The organism is Anaerolineales bacterium, from assembly GCA_003105035.1.
Classification (GTDB): domain Bacteria; phylum Chloroflexota; class Anaerolineae; order Anaerolineales; family UBA4823; genus FEB-25.
Map to the genome: position 1 here is coordinate 127,422 of PQAL01000038.1, position 14,931 is coordinate 142,352.

Here is a 14,931-nt window from a genome sequence, read left to right on the forward strand (position 1 = left end):
CAAAAACAGACTTCTTTCTCAGAACGCTCTTCTTCCTCATTCCATTGCTGATCGGGATGGTGTATTGGTTATCGTTCTATCCAGGGGTAATGAGTTTCGATTCAATCAGCCAATGGCATCAGCTCTCCACGCTCCACATCAACAATTGGCATCCTGCAATCTCCACAATACTTATGTGGTTGTTAACCCGCCTATGGTATTCGCCTGCAGTTGTTTCGCTCTTCCAGGTGATCTTCGCCGCCATTATTATCGGATATGGCTTGACCTCCCTGTATTCTGGCACTCGTTTGCCAGGATTTATCTTTATAGTGCTAGGAATTTTGATCAGCGCCGATCCCTTGGTAGCTATTATCAATGTAACTCTCTGGAAGGATGTTATCTATGGTTTTCTCGTGCTCTTACTTTCAACCTTTCTATTTAATATTATAAGAACCAAAGGGGAATGGATTGCTAAGCCAGTCAATTTTGTTCTCTTTGGTGTCACCCTTGCTTTTATTTTTTTATTCAGAGTCAATGGATTTCCTGTCGCTATTGTCAGCTTAATCTGCTTGCTTTTTCTATATACAAAATACATCAAGCCATTCTCCTTCGCTGCCCTGATTACAATTGCCATCATACTCGTGGTTGTCGGTCCGCTTTACTCGATATTCAAGGTCGACCGGTCTTATCGGCAAACCTATGGGATTCCTTTCCTTAATCCCGTCGCTGCTTATATTAGCACCAACCAGGACCTTGGTTCGCTCTCACTATCTGACCGGGAATATTTAGATAGCATCTATCCACTCGATAATCCCTGGCCATACAGCTGTTATGATGCAACGATTTTCTTCTACGAATCGAATTTAATCCCAGTGGTTCAAAATCCATTATCTACAGTAAAAATTTTTACCAAATTAGCAACACACGATCCATCAAACGCGTTCAGGCATTTTTTATGCTTGAGTAGCTTCATCTGGCAGCCCAACCAACCCCTGGGTGTTTACCTTGAAACGATTCTGTTCGAAAATTACAACCCAGAGTGGATGACCGATTGGAGCGTTTATAAAGATTCGCTTACCCAGTCATCCATCCTTCCGCAGATTCATAACCTCGTCCAACGTGCAGTAAAAGCTGAAGTACATAGGGATACTTATATGCTATTTTGGCGGCATGCTTTATATCTGTTCGCCTTTCTCGTTGGATTAATCCTGCTGGTCATCCGGACCAGGAATGCGAGGTGGTTGCTCTTAGCTGTGCCGATCGTTTCTCAATCCATCATCGTGATGTTCACCGCCCAGCTTCAGGCAGTGCGCTACCAATACCCGGTATATCTTATCTCTCTTCTATTCACCCTGCCGATGATCATCGTTGCCCTGAAGAACCCGAAGCAGCTCTCGAATTAGGTGGGAAAATATCGTCTCTCGTCTGATATGAAAAGTTCATACCTGACCCGCTCATATATGTATAAACCGGTTCGAGCTGAATGGTAACTGAAAATCCGTCCCTCTTGATTCTCAGTGGTGTCCAGGGTGACTCGCGACGCTACCGCACCTTCCACCTGTACGAGCAAGCGCGCCTGGCTGGCTTGAACTGCCAGCTCACGCACATCACAGACTCTCACTTACGGCCAAAGATTTCTGGGGCCTCGGTCATCATCCTGCACCGGGCTGCCTTCGATTCCCAGGTAGCCTGGATCGAGAAGGAAATCCATCGCCAGGGCGGTATCCTGATTAATGACCTGGATGACTTAATCTTCGACCCCGACACTATCCAGTATATTCACAGCCCCGATTTTGCTGACCCTGTGCGACGTTCCTTATATCTGGAAGATGTCCATCGCTTTCGCCAGACGCTGGATGTGAGTGACCATGTCATCGTCTCGAGTAATTATTTACTTGAACGAGTCCAGCAGCTTGGAAAAACTGCCAGCATCCATCGCAATGCCTTCAGCCTTGAGATGCTTTCGCTGGCTGACACAGCCGAGCATATGTTGGAGGCTAAAGACGGCCATATCGTGATCGGTTATGCCAGTGGTACCCCCACGCACGACCAGGACTTCGCCCTGATCAAACCCGCCTTGGTTTCTATTCTTCAACATAATCCACAGGTCGTTCTTTGGCTGGTGGGTCGCCTGGACCCTGGCAAGGATTGGGGATCTCTGGAAGATCGTGTAAAAGTGATCGAATTCGTCCCTTGGCGAAAATTGAATGCAATCCAGGCCAGCTTCGATATAAACTTGGCACCTCTGCAAATTGATAATCCATTTGGGCAGTCGAAAAGCGAGATCAAATATATCGAAGCCGCTTTGTTGCGCGTGCCTACCATCGCCAGCCCAAGCGATGCCTACCGGTATGCCATCCAGGATGGTCAGAACGGTTATTTGAAGCGTTCAACTATGGAATGGGAGGCGTGCCTCGCAGAGCTGCTCAATAATTTCGTTTTGAGATCGGTCCTCGGAAAGCATGCCTACGAGGACGTGTTGAAGCATTACTATCCCACGTTGCGAGCAAACCAGCTGGTCGATACCCTCAATACAATTTGCGCTAACCGCTTCCGATTCCAATATCTTCCACCGGAGACTGATGCCGAAAGTAAGCCAGCTGGACCATTTTGGAGCTGCGCGGCTTTCGAACGTACCCCCACCCTCCTCCAGCGTGGGGTGTACACTTTAAAACATAGGAATATTCAAACCTTATTGAAACAGATCTGGATCTTCATCCGCCGCTTTGTTTCGCCTTTGTTCCCATTCCCAAATCCACCCTAAAGGACTGTATATGTTGCTCTTTCATGGAAAAAAAGTCTGCTTTATCGGCGCCCATCCCGATGATATCGAGCTGGGCTGTGGTGCATTCATCTCCAATATCCTGGGAAAAACCGATATCCTGTGTGTCACTCTCTCGGACAACCAGAAGAATCCCTCCCTCAAACACCTGGCCGAGGAGCATCAGCGCAGTATGGCCGTCCTGGGTGTACCGCCTGACCACGTCAGGCTGGAATCATTTGTCACCCGCCGCTTCCCCGAGCTGCGCCAGGAGATCCTCGAATATCTCTACCAGCTTAATCGTGAGTACTGCCCGGATATTGTCATTACCCACACCAGAGCCGATATCCACCAGGATCACCAGCAGACTACCGAGGAGGTGCTGCGCGCTTTTCGCGGCATAACGGTCCTAGGCTTCGACGCCCTGCGCAGCAGCTATGGGTTCTTCCCCCACTTCCTGGCCGAGGTGCAAGACGCGGATGTCGAGCGCAAGATCAAAGCCCTGGCTGAATACACCACCTACAATGAAAAGTATTATTTCAGCGCAAATGTCCTACGTTCTACCCTCATCCGCCACGGCGCATTGGCAGAGCTTCCATATGCCGAAGGTTTCGATATCCTGCGCATCGTCGGGCAGTTCGACGCGCTTTGATCCTTATCAGCTTTGTTAGTGACCTGGTCAATGCTTCGTCCGTAAAAACACCCAAAAATAGGTTATAATTCAGTCGTTGAATTTCAATGACTGAATTTTGAAATCTGAGAACCCTGATTACCTGTACTTGCTTGTAACCATCGATGGCAGAAAACCCCGAAGCCACCCGCGAAATGATCCTTCTCGAGCAGATCGAGAACAACCCTAATGTAACCCAGGCCTCTCTGGCCACCCAGCTTGGTGTGGCAGTTGGGACGGTTAACTGGCACATTAAGCGTATGATCGCCAAGGGGTATGTCAAAGTAAAGCGAGCTGAAAGGCGCAAACTACGCTATATCATCACCCCAGAGGGTATCTCCTTTCGGGCTCACCTGACCATCGATTATATTGAGCAATCCTTCCTGCTATACCGCAATATTCGCCAGCGGGTGCGCGAACTTTTAGTGGAAGTCAGGCACACCGGTTATGATCAAGTTCACATCACGACCATAACCAGCCCGGAAGACACAAATACCTCCAGCCAGACCAATGACATTGTGGATATCTGCCGCCTGACCTGCCTTGAGCAGGGCATCAAGATCAACCCCGAACCATCTAACCCCACCCTGCTCGTGCAGGGTGTAAAGGTGAACCTTGTCATGGAGGAAAAGGTTTGAGCGAAGGAGAAGCTTATATGCAGCCAACACAGTTAAAACACATCGTCATCACCGGTGGAGCCGGGTTTATTGGCTCGCTCCTAACCGGTGAGCTGCTGCGCCTGGGCATGAAGGTCACCGTGATCGATGACCTGATCTTCGGTGGTGAATCCCTGATTGCGTACCTTTCCCATCCTAATTTTCGTTTCGCCAAGGCTAATGTAACCGAACCGCGCGCCATCCGCTCCAACCTGCCTTCTGATTGGGAAAAACCGACCGCCCTTGTCCACCTGGCTGCTATTGTGGGTTTCCCGGCCTGCCAGTCTGTCGGGCGGCAGGTAGCCTGGCGTTATAACGTCGAGGCGACCGAGCGGGTGTACGACCAGGCTGTCCAGCTGGGGGTGAACCGCTTCGTATTCGCCTCCACCTACAGCAATTATGGCCTCTCACCCGATGGCAAACCCGTCACTGAAGATACAACCCTCACTCCTCAATCACTCTACGCCGAAACCAAGATCGCTGCGGAACGCTTCCTCCTCGCTCAAGGCAGCACCACCTGCACGCCATTAATCTATCGCCTGGCCACCCTCTACGGTCTCTCACCCCGTCCACGCTTTGATCTGATTATTAACCAATTTGTGCTCGAAGCCTGGACCAAACGTGAGCTGCTCATCTATCAGCGTGGTTATTCAAGGTCCTTCGTCCATATTCATGATGCAGTGCGCGGCTTCATCCTCGGTTTGCAAGCCCCGGAAGACAGGGTGCGTTGCCAGATCTATAACCTGGGCTCTGAAAGTGGCAATTACACCAAGGACCAAATCGTCGAGCTGGTGTTGAAACGTATGCCCGAAACGGTGGTCACATATAAAGATATGACTTTCGGCGGAGACATGAGAGATATTACCGTCTCCTTTGAGAAAATTCAACACGACCTGGGTTTCCAAACCCGCCTCACCCCGGATGATGGCATTCGCGAGGTGCTGCATGCCGTCCGCACCGGGCTGATCAGCAACCCTCACGATTCTCGCTATCGTAATGCCCAATTTATCGTCCAGTGAGGGTTCTGCAAGGAGAAACGATGGAAGTAAAATCTAATCCAAAATTCTGGCAAGCTAAACGCATCTGCGTCACCGGTGGAGCAGGCTTCTTGGGATCGTTCATCCAGGAAGGCCTGGCTCGCCGCGGCGCTACGGATGTGTATATTCCGCTCATCGAGGAATATGATCTGGTCAACTCCCAGGATATCCAGCGAATGCTGGATGTCAGCCATCCGGATATCATCATTCACCTGGCAGCCCTGGCGGGTGGTATCGGTGCCAACCGGGCGCGCCCAGCCGATTTCTTCTACATCAACCTGATGATGGGCGTGCAGCTGATGCACGAAGCCTGGAAGCGTGGGGTGAGTAAATTCGTCGCCATTGGCACGGTGTGCGCCTACCCAAAGTTCACCCCAGTTCCCTTCCAGGAAGCCAACCTATGGGAAGGATACCCCGAGGAAACCAATGCTCCGTATGGGCTGGCCAAGAAAATGCTGCTCGTCCAGGCCCAAGCTTACCGTCAGCAATATGGCTTCAATGCCATCTACTTGCTGCCTGTAAATCTCTACGGCCCAAGGGATAACTTCAACCTTGAAACTTCGCATGTCATTCCCGCGCTAATCCGCAAGTGTCTCGAAGCTCAGGAGCACGGCCAAAAGGAAGTCGTCTTATGGGGAGATGGCTCGCCCACTCGTGAATTCCTCTATGCCGGTGATGCCGCCGATGGCATCCTGACCGCCGCCGAGTTCTATAACGGCAGTGAGCCAGTCAACATCGGCTCCGGCCAGGAGGTCAGCATCAAGGACCTGGCCCAGCAGATTGCCCGCCTCACCAGCTATGAAGGCCGTCTGGTGTGGGACACTTCCAAGCCGAACGGCCAACCGCGCCGCGCCTTGGATACTTCCCGTGCGGCTGATTACTTCGGCTGGCGTGCACACACACCCTTCGAGCAGGGCTTACGCCAGACAATCGAGTGGTACCGCCAAAACCGCAAAGCTTAGTCTGCTCATCATGACCACCGACCAGCTCTCGAAAGCAAACCCCGAAGTGACTTTCCTGCGCCCCACGCGCGGCCTGGCCGCTTTAAATATAAAGGATCTATGGGTTTACCGCGAACTGGTACTCTTCCTCAGCTGGCGCGATATCCTGGTGCGCTATAAGCAAACCGTGCTGGGGGCAGCTTGGGCGGTCATCCAGCCAGTCATCCAGATGATCGTTTTCACCCTGATTTTCTCCAATGCAGCTGGTTTTTCATCAGAAGGCGTGCCTTATCCGATATTCAATTATGCTGCCCTGCTCCCCTGGGGTTTGTTCTCCAAGGCCATGAATGACGCTGGCCGCTCTCTGGTTACTAACCGCAACATGATAACCAAGATATATTTCCCGCGCCTCACCATCCCGGTGGCATCTGTACTGGCTGGCCTGGTGGATTTTGGGATCGGCCTGGTCGTTTATATCGTGATCATCCTGGTATATACAATTGCCCCAAATGCCGGATATAACTACCAGGTCACTCCTGCCCTGCTGACCTTCCCTCTCTTCGTCATCCTGGCCGTCCTGGTCACGCTTGGGGTCAGCTTGTGGTTCTCTGCGATGAACGTGATTTACCGTGACGTGGGGCATATCCTGCCCTTCCTGACCCAAATCTGGTTTTTCCTGACCCCCATCGTTTATTCTGCCTCCGCCATCTCCAGCAAATGGCAGGTACTGTATGCCCTGAACCCGCTCACCAGTGTGGTGGAGGGTTTCCGCTGGAGCCTGCTGGGCATCCAAAGCCTGCCCTGGCAGATCTGTGCCATCTCAGCTGGGGTGGGACTGCTGATCCTGGTCAGTGGGTTGTTTTACTTCCGCAACATGGAACGGACCTTCGCTGATGAGATCTAACGCATTCTTGATCTCACACCATTTTGGACGTGTCTGCCATGCATGATATTGCCATCCGCGTGGAAGACCTGGGAAAGCGCTACCGCATCGGCACTGCCCCCGAGCGCTACAAAACTTTGCGCGATTCAATCGTTGCCGGGGTAAATGCACCCATCCAGCGTTTGAAACGCGGCAAAGCGGTCACGTCCACTTCTGCTGAATCGGGCTCGATCTGGGCGTTGCGTAATGTCAGCTTCGAAGTGCCGCGTGGCAAGGTGCTTGGCATCGTCGGGCGCAATGGCGCCGGGAAGAGTACCTTGCTGAAAATTCTTTCGCGCGTTACCGAACCTACTGAAGGCAGCGCCGAGATCCATGGGCGGGTGGGTTCTCTGTTAGAAGTTGGCACCGGTTTCCACCCAGAGCTGACCGGCCGCGAGAACATCTACCTGAATGGTGCCATCTTGGGCATGAAACGGCTGGAAATTGACCGCAAATTCGATGAGATTGTCTCGTTCTCTGAAGTGGAGCAATTCATAGACACCCCGGTGAAACGCTATTCGAGTGGCATGTACCTGCGCTTGGCTTTCGCTGTGGCTGCCCACCTGGAGCCTGAAATCCTGGTGGTCGATGAAGTGCTGGCCGTTGGTGATGCAGAATTTCAGCGTAAGTGCATGGGTAAGATGAGTGATGTCGCCCAGGCAGGCCGGACGGTGCTGTTCGTCAGCCACAACATGTCCGCCGTCCTACGCCTGACTGAAGAAACGATGGTTTTGGATAAGGGTCAATTGACCTATCACGCCCCGACCCCCCAGGCAGTGGATTACTATATGTCAGCTGGCTTCAGTGGTACCGGCGAGCGCGTGTGGACAGCAGCAGAGATCCCCGCTGATGCCGCCCCATTTGTACCCTTCGCCCTTCGCTTGCGCGACCAGAACGCCAGGGTGGTGGATACGTTACGTTCAACCGAGCCTTTTACGGTCGAGGTCGAATACCACCTTGACCAGCCCATCACCGGCTTACGTGTGGGCATCTACCTGCTAACCATGCGTGGGGAATATGTCTTCACTTCCTTCGACCTGGACGACCCTGGTCAATTTGAAAAGCTCGGCGTACGCCCGGCAGGGCATTATCTCAGCCGCTGCACCATCCCGGCTGACACCTTGAATGAAGGTCGTTACGTATTGGCTGTCAATGCCAGCAGCTTCCGCATCAAGCGCTATTTCTGGGACGATCACGGGTTGGCCTTCACCGTGGATGCCACCGGCGCGCCTGGCAAGCACTGGCCTGAGCCACGTATGGGTCCAGTCCGCCCAGCCCTGGATTGGGTGATCGAGCGTCTATGAAACTGGTCAGCAAACAAGCTCTCAAAGGTCTGCTCGGAACCGTGCCCCTCACCGCTGAGGCATATTGGTATCTGCGCCAGCCTGGCAAGCCGGTTACTCCCGAGTTTACCCTCGACCGCCTCGAAGCTGCTATACCGGAGTGGTGTGGGCAGGTTTTGGGTTCCCAGCTTTACAATTCCAAGAGCCACTCCCAGCAAGCATATGGGAATAAGCGTATATTTATCTTTGCCACCCTGCGCTATTGGCTTGAGCATGCCACTGCTCTGGGCCTGGCTCTGGCGGGTCTCGGTCATTCGGTGACGTTATCATATCTCCCCTATGCCCGCTGGCAGGAGCCCATCGACGCCTTCAACCTGCGCCGCCAGAATGTTTATGCTGAGAATGTGCTGACGAAAGCTTCACCATTGCTTAAGGTCCTGCCGCTGCTAAACCAGTCTGGCAAATCCCGCATCCCTGAACCCCTGCAGCAAGTAATCAAGCTGGTCTCGTTACGCGATACGCAATACACCCTGCAAGTGGAGGATGTCAGCCTAGAGAGCAACCTGTATAAGCTCCGTTACCAGCGCAACAAGGCTGCTGCGATTGCAGCCTATTCCTACCTGCGCCGCCACAACCCTGATGTCATCATCCTGCCCAACGGCACCATCCTTGAGTTCGGCGTTTTGTTTCAAGTTGCCCACTACCTGGGTATTCCCACGGTAACTTACGAATTCGGTGAGCAACGCGAGCGTATCTGGCTGGCGCAAGACGCCGAGGTCATGCGCCAGGATACAATTAAATTATGGCAGAGCCGCCATGCGGATGCCCTCTCCGAAGATGAGCTGGAGCAGGTCCGCAAGCTGTTTGCCGCTCGCCAACGCGCCAGCCTATGGGAAAATTTTGCCCGCCGCTGGCAGGGTGTGCCTTCTGAGGGCGGCGCTAAGGTGCGCCAGGCTTTACACTTGGACGAACGCCCCATCGTACTTCTGGCGACCAACGTGCTGGGTGATAGCCTCACCCTGGGCCGCCAGGTGTTCAGCGATTCGATGACCGAATGGCTGCAGCGTACCGTGGGCTACTTCGCTTCCCATCCCGACGCCCAGCTGGTGGTGCGTATCCACCCCGGTGAGCTCATCACCCATGGCCCTTCCGTTGCCGATGTGGTCCACAAAGCCTTGCCGTCCATCCCCGAGAATATTCACCTCGTTCCCGCGGATGCCAGGGTGAACACATACGATATCGTGGAAATCGCCGACCTGGGGCTGGTCTATACCACCACGGTCGGCATGGAAATGGCCATGAGTGGAGTGCCGGTGATCGTGGTCGGGAACACCCATTATCGCCTCAAAGGTTTCACCCTTGACCCGCTCAGCTGGGAAGCCTATTTTGATCTCTTATCCAATGTCTTAACCGATCCTGGCCAATATCGCCTCTCCCAGCAACAGGTCGATCAAGCCTGGAGATACGCCTATCGGTTTTTCTTTGATTACCCGCAGCCCTTCCCTTGGCATCTCGTCCATTTCTGGCAGGATATCGAGACCTGGCCATTTTCCCGCCTGTTGAGCAGTGAGGGCTTCTCCGGATTCCAGAAGACCTTCAGTTATCTCGTCGGAAAGCCTATCCATTGGTGAGCTATGCTGTCTGACACCGAAGTCAAGCATCAGGTACGCGAGTTTTACGACCGGGTAGGTTGGCAGACCGAGAGTGACGGTTTTTACCAGAATGCCTCGTATGAAGATCTGCGCCCCGTCTCGCAGGAGTACATCCACAAGTGTCATCTACGTGTGCTGCGCCACCTGAACCTCCGTGGGCGCTATCTGATGGATGCGGGTTCAGGTCCTATTCAATATCCCGAGTACCTGGAATATTCCAAGGGCTACCAGTACCGGGTGTGTGCCGACATTTCCTTTGTCGCTCTGCAAGAAGCGCGTAAACGCATCAAGGCACATGGCTTGTTCGTCGTTTGTGATATCGCCAACCTGCCTTTTAAATCAGGTTGCTTAGATGGGCTGGTATCTCTCCACACCTTGCACCACCTGCCTGCCCAGGAACACGTGCAGGGGTATCAAGAGCTGCACCGCACCCTGGCTGAAAACGGAAAGGGTGTAATTGTCAACGGCTGGGACAATCCACCTCTCACCGTGCTTTTTAACTTCTGGATCCGCCTATACGAACGACTATACGCTAGATTTAAGCGCCAATCGAATGCCCCTGTCAGCCAGCAACCTTCAACAGGCAAGTCTGAAACCCTGCCCGGACGCGGCACCTTCGTGCGTAAAGAGAACGCGGCCTGGCTTCAAAAAGAGGTCGGCAGCCTGATGCCCATTTCGATCTGGTGTTGGCGGAGCGTGAACGTGCGTTTCCTGCGCACCTTTATCCATGCAAAATCGGGTGGAAAAACCTGGCTAAGGTTGATTTACTGGCTAGAAGAAGTTTTCCCCCACTTCCTGGGCCGCAACGGGCAATACCCGTTGGTCGAGCTGAGAAAATAATGAGTTCGTTGAGCAAGCTATTTACGGAGATCACATGAACTGGTCCGAACAAGTCGTCCTCGTCACCGGTGGTACCGGGTCTTTTGGGAAAAAATTCGTGCAAGCCATGTTGGCAGAATACCATCCCAGCAAGCTGATCGTCTTCAGCCGGGATGAGCTCAAGCAGCATGAGATGCGCGTTGCAGGCCTTGATCACCCTTCCCTGCGATATTTCATAGGCGACGTGCGTGATGTGGAGCGCCTGCGGCGAGCCATGCATGGGGTGGATATCGTCGTGCATGCCGCCGCCCTCAAACAGGTGCCAGCCTGCGAGTATAACCCCATGGAAGCCATCAAAACCAACATCCTGGGCAGCAGCAATGTGGTCGAGGCGGCCCTTGATGCTGGCGTAAAGAAAGTCCTGGCCCTCAGCACCGACAAAGCCGTCAATCCGGTGAATCTGTATGGCGCGACCAAGCTGGCTGCTGAAAAGCTGATTATCCAGAGCAATTCCTATGCCGGGGGCATGGCCACGCGTTTCAGCTGTGTGCGCTACGGCAATGTGGTCGGCTCGCGCGGCAGTGTGGTACCCATCTTCCTGCAGCAGCGTTCCGCCGGTAAGCTCACCGTCACCGATGAGCGCATGACCCGCTTCTGGCTGACCCTCGAGCAGGGAGTTCGCTTCGTTATTCTCTGCATCGAAAAGATGCATGGCGGTGAAGTATTCGTCCCAAAAATCCCCAGCATGAAGATCGTCGATCTGGCTAACGCGATTGCTCCGGGCACCAGCCTGGAGGTTGTGGGTATCCGTCCGGGCGAGAAGCTGCACGAGGTACTCATCTCTGAAGATGAGTCACGCTCGGCCGTAGAGATGCAGGATATGTACATTGTCCAGCCCAGCCCGAACGCCTGGTTTGGGCATGATTGGCAATCCGAAGGCTCAAGCCTGCCAGCGGGCTTCCGCTTTGGCAGTGATAACAACCCGCAGTGGTTAACCGTCAATCAGATTCGTGAGATGGTCGCTCCGTTTGAAGGGCGCCAGGTAAATGGCTATGTAGAAGAATAGGTGACATGCGCATTCTCATCACCGGGGCCAGTGGTCTGCTGGGTCTCAACCTGGCAATGGAAATCGCCCACCGGCACACCGTTTTTGGCACGGTTAGCCAACATCCCCTCAAAACCGATGCCTTCACGGTGCTCCAGACTGACCTCCTAGCCCCTGGCGCAGTGGAACGCCTGCTGGATGATACACAACCTGATTGGGTCATTCACTGCGCCGCACTGGCAAATCTAGATGCCTGCGAGACTGACCCCCTCCTGGCGCAACAGCTGAATAGCGAGCTCCCCCGTAAACTGGCAAGTCATGTCGCCAGGGGCGGAGCACAGCTATTGCACATCTCCACCGACGCGGTGTTCGATGGCCTGCGCGGGAATTATTCCGAGTTGGATGTGCCCTCACCGGTAGGTGTCTATTCCCGCACCAAGCTGGAAGGTGAGCAGGCTGTCGCTGAGGTGAACCCCGCTGCAATGATTGCCAGGGTGAACCTGTTTGGCTGGTCACTCCCCGGCAATCGTAGCCTGGCTGAGTTTTTCTTCAATAACCTGAGCCAGGGAAAACAGGTGATGGGCTTCACCGACATATGTTTCTGCCCGCTCCTGGCTAATGACATGGCAGATATATTCACCCACATGTTTGAAAAACGCCTGAGTGGCCTCTACCATGTAGTCAGCTCAGAATCGCTCAGCAAGTATGATTTTGGCGTTCGTCTGGCCCACCGCTTCGACCTCGACAGCCACCTGATCAATCCCACCTCTGTTTTCAAATCCGGCCTCAAAGCCGCCCGCTCGCCCAACCTGTCACTTAGCTCAGCCAGGGTGGCTGCAGCTCTGGGACATTCCCTCCCCCAGGTTTCCACAGGCTTGGATAGATTTTACACACTTTATCAACAGGGTTATCCACAGCACTTGCATACCCTGTCTTTGTGAGCTTGTTTTATTTTACTGATTGGAGCTACTATGGAAATCACAATCGGTTCCCATACCATCGGTTCGGACCATCCAACCTATTTCATCGCCGATATTGCCGCCAACCATGATGGCGATCTGGACAGGGCCAGGATGCTCATCCACCTCGCCAAAGAGGTGGGTGCTGATGCGGCCAAGTTCCAGAATTTCCGTGCTCCCAAGATCGTCTCGGATTACGGTTTCACCCACATGGATGGCCAGGTTTCTCACCAGGCGGCTTGGAAAAAGTCTGTTTTCCAGGTATATCGCGAAGCTTCCATCCCCTTCGAATGGACACCCATCCTCAAGCAGGCCTGTGACGAAGCAGGTATAGAATTCTTCTCTGCCCCCTACGATTTCGAAGCCATCGACATGCTCGACCAGTACGTGCAGATGTACAAGGCTGGTTCAGGTGAGATTGATTGGATCGAGGCCCTCGAGCGCATGGCTTCCAAAGGCAAGCCTTTCTTCGTGGCTACCGGGGCTTCTGATATCGGTGAGGTGCAGCGGGCGGTGCATGCAATATTGAAGATTAATCCCCAGCTGGTGCTGATGCAGTGCAACACCAATTACACTGCCAGGCCTTCTAATTATGACCACCTGCACTTGAATGTGCTAAAGACGTATGCCACGATATTCCCGCAGGTTATTCTGGGTCTGTCGGACCATACTCACGCCCTTGCCCCTGTGCTGGGTGCAGTCACCCTGGGGGCGCGCGTCATCGAGCGCCACTTCACCGACTCCAACGACCGACAGGGCCCGGACCATAAGTTCGCCATGAACCCGCAAAAATGGGCCTACATGGTAGAGGAGACCCGCCTGCTTGAGCGTTGCCTGGGAAGCTCCGATAAGTTCGTGGCAGGCAATGAGCATGAAACAGCCGTCATCCAGAGGCGCTGCTTACGTGCTGCCCGAGAAGTCAAGGCTGGCGAGACCTTTACGCGTGAGATGATTGATGTCTTGCGCCCCGCCACCCCCGGGGCGATCACACCCGACCAGATCACCCTCGTGACCGGCAAGCGGGCGTTGGTTGACTTCCCTCTGGGGAAAGAAATCCGCTGGACCGATCTGGGTGATTGATCCTGTAGCAAACGGTTGAATAACTTTGGCTCGTGTCCTCTATTTCTCACGGGATTACACCACCCACGACCATCGCTTCCTGACTGCCCTGTCAAAGACCGAGCATAAGGTTTTTTTCTTGCGCCTGGAAGGAAGCGGACCTGTGTTGGAATACCGCCCACTGCCGCCTGGGATTGAGGCGGTGGAATGGGCCGGCGGGAAAAAGCCCGCAAAATTAGGTGATGGGCTGCACCTGCTCAATGACCTGCGCCGGGTGATTCGCCAGGTCAAGCCGGATCTGATTCATGCCGGCCCTATTCAGCGTGCAGCCTTCCTGGCAGCCCTGGCCGGGTTTCATCCACTGGTTAGCATGTCGTGGGGCTATGACCTGCTCCACGATGCGAAATTAAATATTGCTTTGAAATGGGCCACCAGGTATACCCTTCACCGCAGCGATGCTTTCGTGGGCGATTGTGACACTATCCGTAATCTGGCAATTTCATATGGCATGCAGCCCAAACGCATTGTCACCTTCCCCTGGGGCATCGATTTGCAGCACTTCACCTTTCAACCGCGTGAAAACCCAAACAGATCACCGTTCAAGCTGCTTTCCACCCGTTCATGGGAGCCAATCTACGGCATCGATGTGATTGCCCGTGCCTTCAGCCTGGCGCTGAAAAAGCGTCACGATCTCCAGCTCACTTTGCTGGGAGGTGGATCACAATATGCCCCCATCCGCCAGATCTTGCTGGTGGGAGCGGCTTTTAATCAGGTCACCTTCCCTGGCCAGGCGCCCCATTCTGATTTGCCCGCCTATTATCACCAGGCCGACCTATATATCAGCGCTTCCCACAGCGATGGCACGTCTATCTCGCTGCTGGAAGCCTTCGCCACCGGAACCCCTGCCATCGTCCCCGATATCCCAGGCAACCGTGAGTGGGTCATCCCAGGGGAGAACGGTTGGCTGTTCCCTGATGGAGATGCTGAGGCCTTAGCTTCTGCCATATTGTTGGCCGTCGAGCAACGCCAGCGCCTACCAGAGATGGGACGTAAAGCCCGCCAGCTGGCTGAAGAGCGGGCTGACTGGCAAAAGAACTTCCCCCAGCTTGAGAAAGCTTACCAGCTGGCTCTAGCATAAGCTGCCTTCA

Annotated in this window: 14 protein-coding genes; all 14 read left to right on the plus strand. The window is 53.8% G+C overall.

What is annotated here, in order from left to right:
* Positions 1-56 precede the first annotated feature (56 nt).
* The 14 genes from C3F13_17390 to C3F13_17455 all read left to right on the plus strand — a co-directional run bounded on the left by C3F13_17390 (position 57) and on the right by C3F13_17455 (position 14,921).
* A complete protein-coding gene (locus tag C3F13_17390) occupies positions 57-1,382 on the plus strand; it encodes a hypothetical protein (GenBank protein ID PWB50241.1) in 1,326 nt (441 codons plus the stop codon).
* A gap of 80 nt (positions 1,383-1,462) precedes the next feature.
* Complete coding sequence (locus C3F13_17395) at positions 1,463-2,743, plus strand: hypothetical protein (protein PWB50242.1); 1,281 nt, start codon at positions 1,463-1,465, stop codon at positions 2,741-2,743.
* A 10-nt stretch (positions 2,744-2,753) separates the two neighbouring features.
* Entirely contained in the window at positions 2,754-3,392 is a 639-nt protein-coding gene (locus tag C3F13_17400; GenBank protein PWB50243.1) for a hypothetical protein, read from the plus strand.
* A 143-nt stretch (positions 3,393-3,535) separates the two neighbouring features.
* Positions 3,536-4,048, plus strand: a complete 513-nt coding sequence (locus C3F13_17405; GenBank protein PWB50244.1) for a hypothetical protein — start codon at positions 3,536-3,538, stop codon at positions 4,046-4,048.
* Positions 4,049-4,065: 17 nt separating this feature from the next.
* Positions 4,066-5,085 (plus strand): NAD(P)-dependent oxidoreductase, encoded by a 1,020-nt coding sequence (locus C3F13_17410; GenBank protein ID PWB50309.1) that lies wholly within the window; start codon positions 4,066-4,068, stop codon positions 5,083-5,085.
* A 20-nt stretch (positions 5,086-5,105) separates the two neighbouring features.
* Entirely contained in the window at positions 5,106-6,065 is a 960-nt protein-coding gene (locus C3F13_17415; GenBank protein ID PWB50245.1) for a GDP-fucose synthetase, read from the plus strand.
* 10 nt (positions 6,066-6,075) lie between these two features.
* Positions 6,076-6,948, plus strand: coding sequence for a phosphate ABC transporter permease (locus tag C3F13_17420; protein PWB50246.1), 873 nt, complete (start codon positions 6,076-6,078; stop codon positions 6,946-6,948).
* A gap of 38 nt (positions 6,949-6,986) precedes the next feature.
* Complete coding sequence (locus tag C3F13_17425; GenBank protein PWB50247.1) at positions 6,987-8,270, plus strand: ABC transporter ATP-binding protein; 1,284 nt, start codon at positions 6,987-6,989, stop codon at positions 8,268-8,270.
* Positions 8,267-9,880 (plus strand): hypothetical protein, encoded by a 1,614-nt coding sequence (locus C3F13_17430; protein ID PWB50248.1) that lies wholly within the window; start codon positions 8,267-8,269, stop codon positions 9,878-9,880. Before C3F13_17425 ends, C3F13_17430 begins: the two co-directional genes overlap by 4 nt.
* Positions 9,881-9,883: 3 nt before the next feature.
* On the plus strand, positions 9,884-10,741 hold the full coding sequence (locus tag C3F13_17435) for a hypothetical protein (GenBank protein ID PWB50249.1): 858 nt from the start codon (positions 9,884-9,886) through the stop codon (positions 10,739-10,741).
* A 34-nt stretch (positions 10,742-10,775) separates the two neighbouring features.
* Positions 10,776-11,786: a UDP-N-acetylglucosamine 4,6-dehydratase (inverting) gene (pseB, locus tag C3F13_17440; protein ID PWB50250.1), complete on the plus strand. Its 1,011-nt coding sequence runs from the start codon at positions 10,776-10,778 to the stop codon at positions 11,784-11,786.
* A gap of 5 nt (positions 11,787-11,791) precedes the next feature.
* The gene (locus C3F13_17445; protein ID PWB50251.1) at positions 11,792-12,706 is read left to right on the plus strand and encodes a hypothetical protein; all 915 of its coding nucleotides are present in this window, start codon (positions 11,792-11,794) and stop codon (positions 12,704-12,706) included.
* Positions 12,707-12,736: 30 nt separating this feature from the next.
* Positions 12,737-13,804, plus strand: coding sequence for an N-acetylneuraminate synthase (locus tag C3F13_17450; protein PWB50252.1), 1,068 nt, complete (start codon positions 12,737-12,739; stop codon positions 13,802-13,804).
* Between the two features lie 25 nt (positions 13,805-13,829).
* A complete protein-coding gene (locus C3F13_17455; protein ID PWB50253.1) occupies positions 13,830-14,921 on the plus strand; it encodes a hypothetical protein in 1,092 nt (363 codons plus the stop codon).
* Positions 14,922-14,931 lie beyond the last annotated feature (10 nt).